Source organism: Achromobacter sp. ACM05 (assembly GCF_019218915.1).
Classification (GTDB): Bacteria; Pseudomonadota; Gammaproteobacteria; order Burkholderiales; family Burkholderiaceae_B; genus Achromobacter; species Achromobacter animicus.
Map to the genome: position 1 here is coordinate 204,756 of NZ_JAHUWQ010000004.1, position 15,946 is coordinate 220,701.

The following is a 15,946-nucleotide window of genomic DNA, read 5'->3' on the forward strand; positions in this document are numbered from 1 at the left end:
CGCGTCATGTTCGATTTTCAGCCCATAGTCCTCATCATCGAAGACGACGCCAACATCCGGCGGTTTGTCCGCCAGGCGCTGGAAAGCGAAGGCTGCGTGGTGCACGAGGCCGACACAGTCAAGCGCGGCCTGATCGAGGCCGGCACCCGCCAGCCGGACGCGATCGTGCTCGACCTTGGCCTGCCCGACGACGACGGCATGACCCTGATCCGCGAGTTGCGCGGCTGGACCGAGGTGCCGGTGCTGGTGCTGTCCGCGCGCAGTGCCGAGGCCGACAAGGTGGCGGCGCTGGACGCGGGCGCCGACGATTATCTGGCCAAGCCTTTCGGCGTGAGCGAACTGCTGGCGCGCCTGCGCGTGCTGCTGCGCCGGCATGGCCGCGGCGGCGCGGGCAATGCGGCTGAGATCGTGTTTGGCGACGTGCGCGTGGACTTCTCGCGGCGCGTGGTCGAACGCGCTGGCCAGCACGTGCACCTGACCGCCATGGAATACCGCCTGCTCGCCGCGCTGCTGGCTCATCGCGGCAAGGTCATGACTCACCGAGAGCTGCTGCGGCAGGTGTGGGGCCCGTCCCACGTCGAAAGCAATCACTACCTGCGGATCTACATGGGCCATCTGCGCCAGAAGCTCGAAGCCGACCCGGCGCAACCTGTGTTCCTGCTGACGGAGATCGGCGTGGGCTATCGCTTCGCGGGCTGAGCAGACGCATTCAACGCCGGCTTCGATAGACGCCATTTCAAAGCCCACTTTTTGAAACCCGCTTTTTGATACGCGCTTTACGCGCAGGGCGCGAGTCTTGTCTCGCGCTTTATGCCGATCCTCCTATTGTTGCGGTCCGCTCAACACCAGGAGGCTTCACATGCCCCGCAACACCCTCGCCGCGCTGGCGCTGCTTTCCCTCATTCCCGCGGCACAGGCCGCCGACGCCCCCAGCGCCGCCGATTCCGCATCGCCGTACTCGCTGACGGCCAACGTCACGCTCGCCAGCCAGTACCGCTATCGCGGCCTCATGCAGACGAACAACCAGCCCGCCATCCAGGGCGGCTTCGACCTCACGCACGCGAGCGGCTTCTACCTGGGCAACTGGAACTCCAGCATCAGTTGGCTGAACGACAGCAACAGCGACGTGTCCGCGCCCGTCGAGATGGACTTCTACGGCGGCTACAAGGGCAACCTCACGGACAACGTGCCCGTCGACCTGGGCGTGCTGCAGTACTACTACCCGGGCGACTATCCGTCCGGCTACACCAGCCCCGACACCACCGAACTCTACGCCGGCATCGGCTACGGCCCGGTGATGTTCAAGTACTCCCTTGCGCTGACCAACCTGTTCGGCTTTGCCGACAGCAAGTACAGCCAATACTTCGACCTGTCGGGCAACTTCGATACCGGCGTCTGGGGGCTCGTCGTCAACGTTCATGCGGGCCGCCAGATCGTGCGCAATGTGGACAACGGCTCCTGCACGGATTGGAAGCTGGGCGTGACCAAGGACTTCGGGCAGGGGCTGTCGGTCTCGCTGGCCTATCTGGACACCAACGCCGACCGCGCTGTCTACACCAACACGCGCGGCCGTGACATGGGCCGCGCCACGGGCCTCCTGTCGGTGACCAAGACGTTCTGAAACGCCGCGGCCGTTGACGCCGTTTTTATACGGCGCCCCCGCATTTATCGGCAGGATTTACGGCGGCATTCCTATAGTGGAATCGTCGTCAACCACCGGATTCGCGGGTCGCCGTCTTCAGCCCCGCCCCCACACCGCCATGATTCCCCGATCGCACCGCCACCAGGCCACCCTCGACGCCGCCCTAGCTGCCCAGCCCGCGCCGCAGCCGCAATGCAGCCTGATCGCGCTGACCGTGCGCATCGATACGCTGGACGCCTTGAACGTGCGGCTGGCCTTGCACCGCGCACTGGGCGATCGCATCGGGGTCTACCTGCTGTCGGTCGACCATGCGCACGCCCAAAGCACGCTCGAACTGCAATGCGAACGCGGCGAACTGGACGCCATGATGGCCGCGATCATGCGCGGCCTGCCCTGCGCTGAATTCGGTCCGGCGCGCCCGGCCGCCGCCCTCACGGAGCGATGAGCCATGGACACCCTTGCCAAACCCGCATTCGAAGGCCTGTGGCTGCCGATGGTGACGCCCATGCGCGGCGGCCACGTGGACCTGGACGCCGCGCAGGCGCTGGCCCGCTACTACCGCAACGCCGGCATCGCCGGCCTGGTCCTCTTCGGCTCCACCGGCGAGGGAAACCTGCTCAGCATGCCCGAGAAGACCGACATGATCGAAGCCATCGCCAGCGACGCGCATGCGCTGCCGCTGGTGCTGGGCGTGGGCGGCGTCGATACTCGGGGCGTGGCCGCCGCGGTGCGACGACTGGACCGCTACGCACCCGCCGGCTACCTGGTTCCCCCGCCGTACTATCTGGGGCCATCCCAGGCCGGCATCCTGTGGCATTACCGGCAGATCGCGTGGGCCACCGAGCGGCCCATCATCCTGTACAACATCCCCAAGCGCGCAGGTGTCGCCATGACGGTCGAAACCATGGAAGCGCTGGCGGCGCTGCCCAATTTCGGGGCAGTCAAGGAATGCAATCCCGCCGTGCTGGGCGCCTTGAATGCGCGGGGCCGCCTCAATGCCCTTTGCGGCGAGGACCTGGCCTTGCTGGATCACTTCCTGGCGGGCGGGCGCGGCGCGATTCCAGCCGCCGCGCACCTGTTTCCGGAGCGCTTCGTCGAGATGATGCTGCTTGCACAAGCCGGCCACGACGAGGCCGCGCGCGACTGCTTCGACCCATTGCGCCCCCTGATCCGGTTGCTGTTCAGCGAGCCCAATCCCGCGCCGGTCAAGCGCGCGCTGGCCATGCAGGGCCTCATCGCCGACGAGCTGCGCATGCCGATGATGCCCGCCAGCCGCGACCTGGGCGCGAAACTGCGGCGGGCTATGAGCCTTATCCCGGCATCGGCTGAGCGGCTGCAGACAGCCTGAAGATCGACACGGCGCGGGCCAGATCCCCCGCCTGACCGTGCAGGGCGGCGGCAGACGCCGCAAACTCCTCTACCAGCGCAGCGTTCTGCTGGGTCGCTTCGTCCAGATGCGTCACGGTCTGGTTGATCTGCTCGATGCCCGCGCTCTGTTCGCCGGACGCCGTGGCGATCTCGCTCATCAGCGGCGCGCTGGTGGCTGCCGATTCCAGCACGCTTCCCATCGTGGCGCTCGCCTGTTCCACCCGCTGGCTGCCGCGCGCCACCGAGTCGGCCGACGCTTCGATCAGCGACTTGATCTCCTTGGCGGCGGTGGCGGACCGCTGCGCCAGCGCCCGCACTTCGCCGGCCACCACCGCAAAACCGCGCCCCTGTTCGCCCGCCCGTGCGGCTTCGACGGCGGCGTTCAATGCCAGGATGTTGGTCTGGAACGCGATCACGTCGATCAGGCCGATGATCTCGTCGATGCGCTGCGAACTTTGCGAGATCTCGCGCATCGCGTCGATCGCATGCTGCGTCTCGTCGCTGCCCTGCCGCGCCAGCCGTGCGGCTTCGCCGGCCAGCGCGCTGACCTCACGCACGTGCTCGGCGCTTTGGCGGGCAGTGGCGGTGATTTCCTCCACGCTGGCCGCGGTCTGTTCCAACGCGGCGGCCTGCTTTTCGGTGCGGTCGGACAGGTCCACGCTGCCCGCGGCAATCTGGCGCGATGCGGCCGCAATGGACGCCGTGGAATGCACGATGCTGCGCACCGCCGCGTCCAGCCGCTGTTGCATTCGCGCCATTGCGTCGAACAGGCGGCCGATCTCGCCCCGGTGATGACGCGAGATGCCGCTGGACAGGTCGCCATTGGCCACGCGCTCGCACACGGCCACTGCCTCGTTTAACGGCCGCAGGATGTGTGTGCTGAAAAAGCGCAGCGCCGCCGTCAGCACCAGCGCAAGCAGCACCAGCGTCACGCTGCCCTGCCGCCACAGCGTGCCGTAGAACGCTGCATCGACGTCGTCCACGTACAGGCCTGTGAACATCAGCCAGCCCCATTCCGCGTCGTAGGCCGCGTAGGTCAGCTTGGGCAACGGGTCCTCGGAACCGGGGCGCGGAAACAGGTAGCGCACATAGCCACCGCCCGCCTTGCCCTGCGCGTAAAGGTTTTCAAACAGCGGCTGCCCCTGGCTGTCGCGCGTAGCGCGCACGTTGGTGCCCACCAGCTTCGCGTCGGGATGCACCAGCAGATCGTAGTCGTCGCCAAACGCGCCCACATAACCGTCCCCGCCGTACCGCAATTGCGACAGTTGGCGGGCCACGTCGCGCTTGGCGTCGGCCAGCGGCACACCTTCCTGAACGCGCTGCTTGCCGCCGCGGACGATGCCCGCGGCCATATCCAGGACATGGCGAAGCTCCGTCTTGCGGTCCTCCACCATCTCGGCACGGCGCTGCCAGGCGTCCCACACGCCAAGCGCCAGGACGGCGGCGCCAATGGCAAACACGAACCACAACAGTTCCCTACGCAAGCTGGAAGTACTCATCGACTCTCTTTGACACGCCACCAATTAGAAACAATATCTAGCCGGATGTGACGTTTTATGTAATTTGGCCGTCGAGCATACCCTTTCAAACTTCGTTTGAATTCGATTTGACTAGTCACTTTGATCTAGCTCAAGTCCGATAAAAAAAACGCAAGGCGCGTCACGCCTTGCGTTTCTTATGGAAGCCGGTTTCGGGACTGGCCCGCGCGAATTCAAGCCACGGACTGGGACGCCGGGGGAACCCTGCGCACCGGACGCGCCGTCGTCAGCGCAATCAACGTCACCGTGATCAGCGCGTAAGTGGGCACGCTGCGCATATTGCGGAACATCATCTCGGTCAGGCTGAAGGCGCAATAGCTCAGGCAGAACAGAAGGCCCATCTGGGCGCCCACGCGGATCACGCGGTCATCACTGGCCAAACGCCGGAAGAAAATGGCTGCCGGCAGCAGATACAGCGTCAGCATGCTCAGTAGGCCGAGCACGCCGTACCCCGCCAGCGCCGCCAGCAGGTCGTTGTGCGGCTCGCCGAAACCGTCGACGACTTCCTGCGTCACGATGCCCTGCCCTTGCAGCACACGCAGCTCGTCGCGGAACTTGCTGGGACCAATGCCCACGACCGGGCTTTTTTCAAACATCAGGATTGCGGCATGCCACAGTTGCAACCGGATGCCGAAGGACGTGTCACGGTTGGCCGAGGTGGCGAACCCTTGCACGTCGTGGGTGATCTCCTGCATGCGGCTGCTGAACGTCCAGATGGCCGCCGCGCTGACGACCAGCGCCACGCTCACGGCCAGTGCACAGTACACCTTGTGGCGCCGCCGCCAGTTGCGCAGGCCCAGCAGGAAGACGAGTCCCAGAATGGGCAGCAGCATCCAGCTGCTGCGGGTTTCGGACATCCAGGTCGCGCACACGGCCAGCGCCGCGGCCAGGACCTTCAGGCCGGTCTCCAGTCGCGGCCAGCGCGATCCGGGGCCCCAGCCGAGCGACAGCAAGGTCATTCCCCCGAACAGCAGCACCATGTTCGCAAAGGCCACGGCGTTATAGCGTCCTCCAACCTCGACCACCGCGCCTCGGCCGCCCGTAAGCATCATCGTGATCAGCAGGATGGAGCCGGCAAGCGCGCCGGCCAATACGGTCCATTCGATATGGCGCAGCAGCCGCTGCGGCGCGCGCAGCAGCAGCCACAACACGGGCAGGGCCAATGCAAAGCGCAGCAGCTTTTCGAGTTCGGAATTGCTCCACACGCTTTTCACGGAAGACGTGATCAGCATACAGACGAGCGGGGACAGCAGCGCCAACGCCATGGGCCAAAGCGCCCGGAAATCCATGGGCTCGTAGCGCTTCACCGCATTGACGGCAATGGCCGTCAGCGCGATCAATGCACTCAGGTACAGCACGGCGGGACCGCCAACGGGACTGGTCAGCGCCAGGGCGGGCATGAGCAACACCAGCCAGGCGACCAGATTTACATACATTCGGGGCACAACAATCAACCTGAAAAGAACAATGCACACGCAATACGCATGATGCGGGTGGTTAGACAAAACCCGCCCGCCATGACGGCGGGCGGGTTTTGCTCAAACTCGAGATGGGACCCCAAGCGCACAGCGGCAGCCTGGCGAGAAGCCCCGGCCGAGGCTTACATGTTCTCGATCATCACCTGGCCAAAGCCCGAGCACGACACCTGCGTCGCCCCTTCCAGCAGACGGGCAAAGTCGTACGTGACCTTCTTGGACTGGATCGACTTTTCCATGCTGGAAATGATGAGATCCGCGGCTTCGGTCCAGCCCATGTGACGCAGCATCATTTCCGCCGACAGGATCTCGGAACCGGGATTCACGTAGTCCTTGCCCGCGTACTTGGGTGCCGTGCCGTGGGTGGCTTCAAACATGGCTACCGAGTCGGACATGTTGGCGCCCGGCGCGATGCCGATGCCGCCCACCTGCGCGGCCAGCGCGTCGGAGATGTAGTCGCCGTTCAGGTTCAGCGTGGCGATGACGTCGTATTCGGCCGGCCGCAGCAGGATCTGCTGCAGGAACGCATCGGCGATCACATCCTTGACGATGATCTCGCGGCCGGTCTTGGGATTCTTGAACTTGCACCACGGGCCGCCGTCGATCAGCTGCGCGCCGAATTCCTTCTGCAGGAGCTCATAGCCCCAATCGCGGAAGCCGCCTTCGGTGAACTTCATGATGTTGCCCTTGTGCACCAGCGTCAGCGACGTGCGGTCGTTGTCGATGACGTACTGCGCGGCCTTGCGCACCAGGCGCTCGGTGCCTTCGCGCGACACCGGCTTGATGCCGATGGACGAGGTGTTCGGGAAACGGATCTTCTTGACGCCGAGCTTGGTCTGCAGGAACTGGATCAGCTCCTTGGCCTGCTCGCTTTCGGCCATGTATTCAATGCCGGCGTAGATGTCTTCCGAGTTCTCGCGGAAGATCACCATGTTGGTCTTTTCGGGTTCGCGCACCGGGGACGGCACGCCCTTGAAGTACGCCACGGGGCGCAGGCAGACGTACAGGTCAAGCTGCTGGCGCAGCGCCACGTTCAGCGACCGGATGCCGCCGCCGACCGGGGTAGTCAGCGGGCCCTTGATGGAAACCACGTAGTCTTTGACGACTTCCAGGGTTTCGTCGGGCAGCCACACGTCAGGACCGTAGACCTTGGTGGCCTTTTCGCCGGCATAGACTTCCATCCAATGGATCTTGCGCTTGCCGCCGTAGGCCTTCTGCACCGCCGCGTCGACGACCTTGATCATGACGGGGGTGATGTCGGCGCCCGTGCCGTCGCCTTCGATGAAGGGGATGATGGGCTGGTCAGGCACATTCAGCGAAAAATCGGCGTTGACCGCAATTTTCTGGCCGCCGGCGGGAACCTTGATATGTTGGTAGGACATGAATGCTCCATTTGCTCCGGGTGGTTTTCTTGCACGCGCCAGGATCGGACAGCGTCCGATTCCGCGGGTTATACCGCCTCCTGCGAACCGCACACCGGATGGCGGATAGCAACCCATTCTATATCGCAAAGCGCCGGGCGAAACCGGCGGTCCGCGCGGGGCGGTAAAATAAAGCGCCCACATCCTGCTTTTGGCCCCCTCCCGAATGTTCAATCCCTCCCGCGACCAAGTCCGCGAATTCTTTATTGAAACCTGGCGCAAACATCGCGCCAACGAGGTGCTGACCCCGCTGGAGGCGATTGCGCTGGACTGGATCATCGAGCATCCCGAATACCATGCGGACCTCGAAAGCCCGGACGCCATGACGGCGGAATACGCGGTGGAAAAAGGCCGCACGAATCCGTTCCTGCACCTGTCCATGCACCTGGCCATCGCGGAACAATTGTCAATCGACCATCCGCCGGGCATTCGCCAGGCCTACCAGCAGCTCACCGCACGTTCGGACGCGCATCACGCCGCGCACGAAATCATGGAATGCCTGGGGCAGGTGGTCTGGGAAGCGCAGCGCCTGGGCACGCCGCTGGACAGCGACACCTACATCGACCTGATCCGCCGCCGCGCCAGCCTCTGACCCAACGAAAAAACCCTCGCTAGCGAGGGTTTTTCATTCACATCGACCGAAAAGCGTTGCGTCCTAGCGGCGCACACCCAGATCGCTGGGCAGCGTGGCCAGCCACGCCGACACGTTGGAGATGTCCTGGTCGGACAACTGCGTGGCGAAGGCGCCCATGATGGGGTTCTTGCGCACGTTGGCCGTGGCGGCGCTGCCGGAGGCGCCCCGCTTGTAGGCCTTCAGCGCATGCGCCAGGTAGTCGGCGTGCTGCCCGGCCAGCGTCGGATACGCCGGATCCACCGCCGTCTTGGCGTCGGCGCCGTGGCACGAGGCGCAGTTGAATTTCTCGAAGACGGCCTTGCCGGCCGCCAGATCCTGCGCCTGGGCGGCAGAGCCCCAGATGGCCAGGGTCGCGCCCGCAAGGGCAAGCATGGTGCGGTTCATGATTTTGCCCCCTTATTTGAGATTCGAGTAGTACGCGGCCAAGTCGGCAATGTCCTGATCGGACAGGCTGCCGGCAACGGCGTCCATCGTGGGATGGCTGCGCGCGCCTTTCTTGTACTCGTTGAGGGCGGTTTCGATGTACTTGGCGTTTTGGCCAGCAATCATCGGAACGTGGTAAAGCTCGGGAAACGATGCCTTGTAGCCAGGGATGCCATGGCAACCGATGCACATCGAAACCTTGTCGCGGGCATTCTGGACATTACCGACCGGCGCTGCGTCTGCAGCAACAGCCTGGCCGGCGATCGCACAGGATGCCATCGTGGCCAACACGGAAACCGTGTACTTCAGAGAGGTTCGCAACTTCATTGGAATGACTCTTCTTGGTATGGCTAAGGACTAGGGCCTGCTCACACGAAAAGGCCCTCTGCAAACACGTTGCGGGTGGAACCCAAAGCAAAACCGCCTGATTGTACGATAATTGCTCAGGATTAATACCTTGCGTTAGTGTTGATCCCAATCAAACCACAGAAGCCATCAGACCATGTCCGCAGCCCAGACCGCCTCATCCGCCAAGCCAGTCCGCTTCGATGGCACCGACAGCTACGTCGCCACCGATGACCTCAAGCTCGCCGTGAACGCCGCCCTTACCTTGCAGCGCCCGCTGCTCATCAAGGGCGAACCCGGCACCGGCAAGACGATGCTGGCCGAGGAAGTGGCCCGCGCGCTGGGCCGGCCGCTGCTGCAATGGCACATCAAGTCCACCACCAAGGCGCATCAGGGTCTGTACGAATACGACGCCGTGTCGCGCCTGCGCGATTCGCAGCTTGGCGACGAAAAAGTCCGCGACATCCGCAACTACATCGTGCAGGGCACGCTGTGGCAGGCGTTCCAGTCGCACGAGCCGGTGGTGCTGCTGATCGACGAGATCGACAAGGCCGACATCGAGTTCCCCAATGATCTTCTGCGCGAGCTGGACCGCATGGAATTCCATGTGTACGAAACGCGCGAGACCATCGCCGCGCGCCACCGTCCGCTCGTCATCATCACGTCCAACAACGAAAAGGATCTGCCAGACGCATTCCTGCGCCGCTGCTTCTTTCACTACATCCGCTTCCCGGACCGCGAGACGATGCGCGACATCGTGGCCGTCCACTATCCGGACCTGAAGCAGGACGTGCTGCGCGCCGCGCTGGACACGTTCTTCTCGCTGCGCGATGCGCCCGGGCTGAAGAAAAAGCCGTCCACGTCCGAACTCCTGGATTGGCTGCGCCTCTTGCTGGCCGAAGACGTCACGGCCGCGCAGATCGACGCGCACACGGCCACCGCCGTGCCGCTGATGGCCGGCGCGCTGCTCAAGAACGAGCAGGACGTGCATCTGCTCGAACGCCTGGCGGCCATGACGCGCGGCGGCCAACGCCGCTGATCCGGCATCCACGGGCGGCCCGCACATGCTGATCGACTTCTTCTATCACCTCCGGGCGCACAAGCTGCCCGTCTCGGTCAACGAATACCTGACGCTGGTGGACGCGCTGCGCCAGGACCTGATGTCGCCCACGCTGGACGAGTTCTACTTCCTGGCGCGCGCCACGCTGGTCAAGGACGAGTCCCTCTACGACCGCTACGACAAGGCCTTCGGCGCGTATTACCGCGGCATCGAAGCCGCGCTGCCCGCGGGCAAGGACATCCCGCTCGACTGGCTGATCAAGCAGTTCGAGAAAAGCCTGTCGCCCGAAGAAAAGGCCGCCATCGAAAAGCACGGCTGGGACAAGCTGATGGAGCTCTTCAAGGAGCGCCTGGACGAGCAGAAGGAACGCCACGCCGGCGGCAGCAAGTGGATCGGAACGGGCGGCACCTCGCCGTTCGGCAACGGCGGCTATCACCCCGAAGGCATCCGCGTGGGCGGCGCATCGGCCGGCAACCGCACGGCGGTCAAGGTCTGGGACATGCGCCAGTTCAAGGACTACGACGACCAGGTCGAACTGGGCACGCGCAATTTCAAGGTGGCGCTGCGCCGCCTGCGCCGCTTCGCGCGCCAGGGCGCCGAACTGGAACTGGACCTGGACGACACCATCGCCAGCACGGCGCGCAACGCAGGGCATCTGGACCTGCGCATGATCCCGGAGCGCCACAACACGGTGAAGGTGCTGATGCTGCTGGACGTGGGCGGCAGCATGGACGACCACATCGGCCGGGTCGAGGAACTGTTCTCGGCGGCACGCAGCGAGTTCCGCAACCTTGAGGTCTATTACTTCCACAACTGCCCGTACGAAAGCCTGTGGCAAAGCAACCGCCGCCGCCAGAACGAGCGCTTCGACACCTGGGACGTGCTGCGCAAGTACAACCCGGACTGGCGCCTGATCATCGTGGGCGACGCCACGATGAGCCCATACGAAATTCTGCAGCCGGGGGGTTCGGTCGAGCACTACAACAAGGAACCGGGCGCCGAATGGATGCGCCGGCTGCTGGACGCGTGGCCCAAGTCGGTCTGGCTGAATCCCGAGCCCACGGCGTCCTGGCAGTACCGCCAATCCATTGCGCTGATGCGCGACATCATGCAGGACCGCATGTATCCCGTGACGGTCGCCGGCCTGGAGCAGGCGATGCGGGTGCTGTCGAAGTAAAAGTTGCGCCGTCGCGGCGGCGATGCTGCCGCCGCGGTTGGCGCTGTCAGCCGTCGACGGGGTTGTCGGGCGTGTCCAGCGTCAACTGATAGAACGCCAGATCGAGCCAGCGTCCAAACTTGAAGCCGGCCTGGCGGATCGTGCCGGCATGTACAAACCCCAGCTTTTCATGCAGGCGGATGCTGCCCTGGTTCGAGGCGTCGATGCCACCGACCAGCACGTGCACGCCATTGGCGCGCGCTCGCTCGATCAGGATGGCCATCATGGCTTCGCCCAGACCGCGGCCACGAAAGCGCCCGTCCACGTACACGGAATGCTCAACCGAATACTTGAAGGCGGGAAACGCGCGGAACGTGCCGTAGCTGGCAAACGCCATCAACTCGCCGTCCGCATTCTCAAGCCCCACGACGGGGAAGCCGCCTTGCTGCTTGGTCTTGAACCATCCGTCCATCGCTTCGCGCGGCCGCGGCTTGTAGTCGTACAGCGCAGTGGATGTCGCAATGGCGTCATTGAAGATGGCCAGGATCTGGTCGGCGTGGCGCTCGTGCGTGCAGTCAACCAGCGTGGCGCCCTGCGGGGCGCGGAATTCGGCGGGCGTTTTCATGGCGGGAATTTTAGCGATGGCGCCGCCTGCCGGTATCAAGCGGACGAAAAAAAACCGGCGATGACGCCGGTTCAGTGAAACGTTGCCGCTTCTGGCCACTCTCAGGCGGCGCGGCTCTCCACAGATCGATGCGCGCTTGTACTCATGTGGCGCAAACCGGGGCATTGCCGCCACGACAATTCGTCGGCGTCCATGTCCAGGTCGAACAAATCTTGCGCGGCGGGCCACGGATGGGAGCGCGCGCTGGCGCCCTCCATTTCAAGCACATGGCCGGCAAATCCGCGAGGCGATCCACCGCACTCCGCGAAATACCGCTGCGTACTCAGGTCCACCACATAGGTGGTCATGTCATGGGTAAGTATGGCCACGTATTGGCCGTCATCACTGGCATAAGCGTACTGAAACTGTCCTTTGATGCCATCGCCGTTAAGGGCGCTGCCAGTCAGCTGGGACAAGGCACGCGTGACGATTTCGGTCAGCATGGGTCGTTCCTCCGTAGAATGCGCCGGCAGGATGCCAGCGGCGAAGGCGCGAACGACAAGCACCGGCGCCGCGCTGAGGCAGCGTCTGGCGTTGGACGGGAAGCCGGTAAGACGGCCGTCGCGCATCCCGTCAGCAACAGTGAATGCGTCCTTGAAAGCTTACACCCGCGACGGGAAGTGGTTCAAATCGCCTGGGAGCGCTGAACTGCTGCATCGCAACATCAACACTGGCGCGGCTTGGCGGAGCATCAAGCCGCCGCAAAGATGGCGCCGTCGTTGGCGCCGCCCGCCTCCCGACGCCGCCGCCATGCTTCACGTCCAAGCCGGTAGAGCACATGTGCACGCAGCGGGTGTCCCGCCGGCACGGCCGGATGGTCAAAGCATTCGGGTTCGGCGGCCATGCCCAGACGGTCCATCACGGCGCGTGAGCGCACGTTGTCCGTCGCCGTGAAGGCAACGATTTCTTCCGCGCCCACCTGTTCAAAGCCGACCCGCAATGCGGCATCAGCCGCTTCGCTGGCGTAGCCCCGTCCCCAGAACGGTTGCGCGAGACGCCAGCCGATCTCCACGCCAGGCGCAAAAGGCAGCGTGGGCGCCAGCGGCTTGATGCCGACGAAGCCGATGAAGGGCGCCACGCCCGGCGCCTCCACGGCCCAGAAGCCCCAGCCGTGCTCGTCAATGCCGGCGGCCAGCCTGTCGGCCAGGGCATCGCTTTCCTGGGGCGTCATCGGCAACAGGAACTGCGTCACCTGCGGGTCGGCATTCAGGGCGGCGAACGGCTTGCGGTCCGCCGCGCGCCATTGCCGCAGCACGAGGCGGGGCGTTTCGACTTCGATGTTCAGGGACATATCAACTTCCTCAGCATGGCGGCCGGCGATGGCGGCGAAGGCCCCTTCCCGCCCGCCTGAACCATTGCCAACGTATACACTCCAACGGATTCTGCCATGCCAAAGGAATAGTCCGCCATGCGCTTGTCCCTGTCGAAGCTGCCGCGCCCGCTAGGCGTGCTGCTGTTTTCCTCCTTCCTGGCCTTTCAGGCCGGAGCCGCCAGCCTGCCGGCCGGCGTCACGGAGGCCGCCTCGATCGAAGGCATCACCGAATACCGACTGGCCAATGGCCTGCGGGTGCTCCTGGTACCCGACGAATCCAAGCCGTCCACCACGGTCAACATGACGTACCTGGTGGGCTCGCGCAACGAAAACTACGGCCAGACGGGCATGGCGCACCTCTTGGAGCACATGCTGTTCAAGGGCACGTCGACCACCCGCAACGCGATGGGCGAGTTCTCCCGCCGCGGATTGCAGGCCAATGGCTCGACGTCCAGCGACCGCACCAATTACTTCGCCAGCTTCGCGGCCAACCCCGAGACGCTGAAGTGGTACCTCGGCTGGCAGGCCGATGCGATGGTCAATTCGCTGATCGCCAAGGAAGACCTGGACTCGGAAATGACCGTGGTCCGCAACGAGATGGAAAGCGGCGAGAACAACCCGTTCCGCATCCTGATGCAGAAGATGCAGGCTGCCGCCTACCAGTGGCACAGCTACGGCAAGAACACGATCGGCGCGCGTTCCGACGTCGAGAACGTGGATATCGGCCAGCTGCGCGCCTTCTATCACGAGTATTACCAGCCGGACAACGCCGTGCTGATCGTGGCGGGCAAGTTCGACCCGCAGACGACGCTGGCGGACATCGAAGCCACGCTGGGCAAGCTGCCCAAGCCCGACCGCAAGCTGCCGCCGGAATACACGGTGGAACCGACGCAGGACGGCGAGCGCTCGGTGACGCTGCGCCGCACCGGCGGCACCCCGCTGGTCGCGGCGATGTATCACATCCCGGCCGGCGGCAGCGCGGACTTCGTGCCGTTCGACCTGGCGACCACGATCCTGGCGGACACCCCGTCGGGCCGCCTGTACCATGCCCTGGTGCCGACCAAGCTGGCCTCGGGCGTGTTCGGTTTCACGATGGAAAACCTGGACCCGGGACTGGCGATGTTCGCCGCGCAACTGACGCCGGGCAAGGATCTGGACGCCGCCATGAAGGCGATGACGGGCACGCTGGAGACGCTCGACAAGAAGCCCTTCACGGAGCAGGAACTGGACCGCGCGCGCAGCAAGTGGCTGACGTCGTGGGAACAGACGTACAGCGATCCCGAGCAGGTGGGCGTGGCGCTGTCCGAAGCGATCGCCGCGGGCGACTGGCGCCTGTTCTTCCTGCAACGCGACCGCGCGCGCAAGGCGACGCTGGCCGAGGTGCAAAAGGCCGCGACGACCTATCTGGTGCAGAGCAACCGCATCGAGGGCCGCTACATTCCGACCGAGAAGCCGGTGCGTGCGCCGCAGACGGAACGCGTGGACCTCACCGCGGTGTTCAAGGACTACAAGGGCGATCCGGACTTCAAGGCTGCGTCGGCGTTCGATCCCTCGCCGGCCAACATCGACAAGCTGACGCAACGCACGACGCTTGATCTGCCGAATGGTCCGGTGAAACTGGCGCTGCTGCCCAAGGCGACGCGCGGCAGCCGTGTGCAGGCGCAGATGCTGATCCAGTTCGGCAACGAAAAAGACCTGCTGGGCCAGCGTGTCAATTCCAGCGCGGCGGCGGACCTGCTGTTGCGCGGCACGGACAAGCTGTCGCGCCAGGATATCCAGGACCGTCTGGACAAACTGCAGGCTGAACTTGGCTTTACCGGCGGCGGCACGACACTGAAGGTGGCGATGTCGACCAAGGGCGAGAATCTGCCTGAGTTGACGGCGCTGGCGCTGGAGATCATCCGCAACGCCAGCTTCCCGAAGGAGCAGGTCGAGGAATATCAACGCCAACTTGAAACCTCGATCCAGAATGCGATGACGGAACCGTCGGCGCTGGCCGGCCGCGCGCTGGCGCGCCACGACAATCCGTGGCCTGCGGACGATCTGCGTTATGTGCCGACGTTCGAAGAGTCGCTGGCTAGCGTGCGCGGCCTGAACCGCGAGGCGCTGGCAACGTTCCACGCCAAGTTCTACGGCGCTGGCGATATCGAGTTCTCGGCGGTGGGCGATTTCGAGCCGGCAGCGGTGGAAAAGTCGCTGCGCACGGGACTGGCCGGATGGAAGAAGGCGCCGGCCTACACCCGCGTGCCGAACCCGTACCGCGACGTACCGGCCAAGCAGTTCGACATCGATACGCCGGACAAGGCCAACGCGTTCTATCTGTCGCGCATGCCGCTGAAGGTGCAGGATACGGACGCGGACTATCCGGCGCTGTACCTGGCCAATTACCTGTTCGGTGCATCGGAAACGTCGCGCTTGTGGAACCGGGTGCGCGAGACGGAAGGCCTGTCGTATAACGTGCGCAGCTCGCTGTCGGTGTCGGCGTTTGAACCGACCGCAAGCTGGAGCATTTACGCGATCTACGCGCCGCAGAATCGCGAGCGGCTGGAGAAGGCGATCAACGAGGAACTGGCGCGAGTGCTGAAGGACGGTTTCTCGGAGAAGGAAATCACGGAGGGCATTACGGCGCTGCTGAACTACCGGAATCTGGCTCGGGCGCAGGACGACGTGTTGGCAAGCACGTGGCTGGATTACCTGGAGCGCGGCCGTACGTTTGCGTGGTCTGCGGAAATGGACAAGAAGATTTCCGCCTTGACGCCGGAGACGGTGAACGCGGCGCTGCGCAAGTACGTGCGTCCGGACGGGTTCAGCACGGCGCTGGCGGGGGATTTCAAGAAACCCTGATGCAGCCTATGTTTGGGAAAGCCCCTGCCTCGGCAGGGGTTTTTTTTGCATAGTCGGTGGGCTG

Annotated in this window: 16 protein-coding genes; 8 read left to right on the plus strand and 8 right to left on the minus strand. The window is 64.4% G+C overall.

Annotation, left to right across the window (positions count from 1 at the left end; translation table 11 throughout):
• Positions 1-6: 6 nt before the first annotated feature.
• The 4 genes from kdpE (at position 7) to KW836_RS23165 (ending at position 2,990) form a co-directional block, all read left to right on the plus strand.
• Entirely contained in the window at positions 7-699 is a 693-nt protein-coding gene (kdpE, locus tag KW836_RS23150) for a two-component system response regulator KdpE (protein ID WP_218344895.1), read from the plus strand.
• 160 nt (positions 700-859) lie between these two features.
• Positions 860-1,621 (plus strand): TorF family putative porin, encoded by a 762-nt coding sequence (locus KW836_RS23155; RefSeq protein ID WP_218344896.1) that lies wholly within the window; start codon positions 860-862, stop codon positions 1,619-1,621.
• Positions 1,622-1,760: 139 nt separating this feature from the next.
• Positions 1,761-2,087, plus strand: a complete 327-nt coding sequence (locus KW836_RS23160; RefSeq protein WP_255596152.1) for a hypothetical protein — start codon at positions 1,761-1,763, stop codon at positions 2,085-2,087.
• Positions 2,088-2,090: 3 nt separating this feature from the next.
• Positions 2,091-2,990: a 4-hydroxy-tetrahydrodipicolinate synthase gene (locus KW836_RS23165; RefSeq protein WP_218344897.1), complete on the plus strand. Its 900-nt coding sequence runs from the start codon at positions 2,091-2,093 to the stop codon at positions 2,988-2,990.
• Here KW836_RS23165 and KW836_RS23170 read toward each other — a convergent pair.
• From KW836_RS23170 to icd, 3 genes are all read right to left on the minus strand, one after another.
• Positions 2,953-4,509, minus strand: coding sequence for a methyl-accepting chemotaxis protein (locus KW836_RS23170; protein ID WP_218344898.1), 1,557 nt, complete (start codon positions 4,507-4,509; stop codon positions 2,953-2,955). The two genes, KW836_RS23165 and KW836_RS23170, sit on opposite strands and share 38 nt — an antisense overlap.
• 212 nt (positions 4,510-4,721) lie before the next feature.
• Entirely contained in the window at positions 4,722-5,993 is a 1,272-nt protein-coding gene (locus KW836_RS23175) for an O-antigen ligase family protein (RefSeq protein ID WP_218344899.1), read from the minus strand.
• Positions 5,994-6,148: 155 nt separating this feature from the next.
• Complete coding sequence (gene icd, locus KW836_RS23180) at positions 6,149-7,405, minus strand: NADP-dependent isocitrate dehydrogenase (protein WP_056568692.1); 1,257 nt, start codon at positions 7,403-7,405, stop codon at positions 6,149-6,151.
• Between the two features lie 205 nt (positions 7,406-7,610).
• On the opposite strand from icd, the gene KW836_RS23185 reads away from it, so the two are divergent.
• Positions 7,611-8,036 carry a DUF1841 family protein gene (locus KW836_RS23185; RefSeq protein WP_056321316.1) on the plus strand — a complete coding sequence of 142 codons (426 nt, stop codon included), beginning with the start codon at positions 7,611-7,613 and terminating at the stop codon, positions 8,034-8,036.
• A 63-nt stretch (positions 8,037-8,099) separates the two neighbouring features.
• On the opposite strand, the gene KW836_RS23190 is transcribed toward KW836_RS23185, so the two are convergent.
• Complete coding sequence (locus KW836_RS23190; RefSeq protein WP_175123150.1) at positions 8,100-8,462, minus strand: cytochrome c; 363 nt, start codon at positions 8,460-8,462, stop codon at positions 8,100-8,102.
• 12 nt (positions 8,463-8,474) lie between these two features.
• Positions 8,475-8,828 carry a cytochrome c gene (locus KW836_RS23195; protein ID WP_056568700.1) on the minus strand — a complete coding sequence of 118 codons (354 nt, stop codon included), beginning with the start codon at positions 8,826-8,828 and terminating at the stop codon, positions 8,475-8,477.
• Positions 8,829-9,003: 175 nt separating this feature from the next.
• On the opposite strand from KW836_RS23195, the gene KW836_RS23200 reads away from it, so the two are divergent.
• Together KW836_RS23200 and KW836_RS23205 are read left to right on the plus strand one after the other, a co-directional pair.
• Positions 9,004-9,885, plus strand: coding sequence for a MoxR family ATPase (locus KW836_RS23200; RefSeq protein WP_175123151.1), 882 nt, complete (start codon positions 9,004-9,006; stop codon positions 9,883-9,885).
• Between the two features lie 25 nt (positions 9,886-9,910).
• Positions 9,911-11,083 carry a VWA domain-containing protein gene (locus KW836_RS23205; protein ID WP_175184131.1) on the plus strand — a complete coding sequence of 391 codons (1,173 nt, stop codon included), beginning with the start codon at positions 9,911-9,913 and terminating at the stop codon, positions 11,081-11,083.
• Between the two features lie 46 nt (positions 11,084-11,129).
• On the opposite strand, the gene KW836_RS23210 is transcribed toward KW836_RS23205, so the two are convergent.
• The 3 genes from KW836_RS23210 to KW836_RS23220 form a co-directional block, all read right to left on the minus strand.
• Positions 11,130-11,687 (minus strand): GNAT family N-acetyltransferase, encoded by a 558-nt coding sequence (locus KW836_RS23210; RefSeq protein ID WP_175123153.1) that lies wholly within the window; start codon positions 11,685-11,687, stop codon positions 11,130-11,132.
• Between the two features lie 101 nt (positions 11,688-11,788).
• Positions 11,789-12,169, minus strand: coding sequence for a hypothetical protein (locus KW836_RS23215; RefSeq protein ID WP_218344900.1), 381 nt, complete (start codon positions 12,167-12,169; stop codon positions 11,789-11,791).
• A 248-nt stretch (positions 12,170-12,417) separates the two neighbouring features.
• Positions 12,418-13,017 (minus strand): GNAT family N-acetyltransferase, encoded by a 600-nt coding sequence (locus tag KW836_RS23220; protein WP_218344901.1) that lies wholly within the window; start codon positions 13,015-13,017, stop codon positions 12,418-12,420.
• 117 nt (positions 13,018-13,134) lie between these two features.
• On the opposite strand from KW836_RS23220, the gene KW836_RS23225 reads away from it, so the two are divergent.
• On the plus strand, positions 13,135-15,882 hold the full coding sequence (locus tag KW836_RS23225; RefSeq protein ID WP_218344902.1) for a pitrilysin family protein: 2,748 nt from the start codon (positions 13,135-13,137) through the stop codon (positions 15,880-15,882).
• The last annotated feature ends 64 nt before the right edge of the window (positions 15,883-15,946 follow it).

Coding starts and splice junctions, on each gene's coding strand:
- kdpE (WP_218344895.1), top strand. CDS start 7: ATGTTCGATTTTCAGCCCATAGTCCTCATCATCGAAGACGACGCCAAC.
- KW836_RS23155 (WP_218344896.1), top strand. CDS start 860: ATGCCCCGCAACACCCTCGCCGCGCTGGCGCTGCTTTCCCTCATTCCC.
- KW836_RS23160 (WP_255596152.1), top strand. CDS start 1,761: ATGATTCCCCGATCGCACCGCCACCAGGCCACCCTCGACGCCGCCCTA.
- KW836_RS23165 (WP_218344897.1), top strand. CDS start 2,091: ATGGACACCCTTGCCAAACCCGCATTCGAAGGCCTGTGGCTGCCGATG.
- KW836_RS23170 (WP_218344898.1), bottom strand. CDS start 4,509: ATGAGTACTTCCAGCTTGCGTAGGGAACTGTTGTGGTTCGTGTTTGCC.
- icd (WP_056568692.1), bottom strand. CDS start 7,405: ATGTCCTACCAACATATCAAGGTTCCCGCCGGCGGCCAGAAAATTGCG.
- KW836_RS23185 (WP_056321316.1), top strand. CDS start 7,611: ATGTTCAATCCCTCCCGCGACCAAGTCCGCGAATTCTTTATTGAAACC.
- KW836_RS23190 (WP_175123150.1), bottom strand. CDS start 8,462: ATGAACCGCACCATGCTTGCCCTTGCGGGCGCGACCCTGGCCATCTGG.
- KW836_RS23195 (WP_056568700.1), bottom strand. CDS start 8,828: ATGAAGTTGCGAACCTCTCTGAAGTACACGGTTTCCGTGTTGGCCACG.
- KW836_RS23200 (WP_175123151.1), top strand. CDS start 9,004: ATGTCCGCAGCCCAGACCGCCTCATCCGCCAAGCCAGTCCGCTTCGAT.
- KW836_RS23205 (WP_175184131.1), top strand. CDS start 9,911: ATGCTGATCGACTTCTTCTATCACCTCCGGGCGCACAAGCTGCCCGTC.
- KW836_RS23210 (WP_175123153.1), bottom strand. CDS start 11,687: ATGAAAACGCCCGCCGAATTCCGCGCCCCGCAGGGCGCCACGCTGGTT.
- KW836_RS23215 (WP_218344900.1), bottom strand. CDS start 12,169: ATGCTGACCGAAATCGTCACGCGTGCCTTGTCCCAGCTGACTGGCAGC.
- KW836_RS23220 (WP_218344901.1), bottom strand. CDS start 13,017: ATGTCCCTGAACATCGAAGTCGAAACGCCCCGCCTCGTGCTGCGGCAA.
- KW836_RS23225 (WP_218344902.1), top strand. CDS start 13,135: ATGCGCTTGTCCCTGTCGAAGCTGCCGCGCCCGCTAGGCGTGCTGCTG.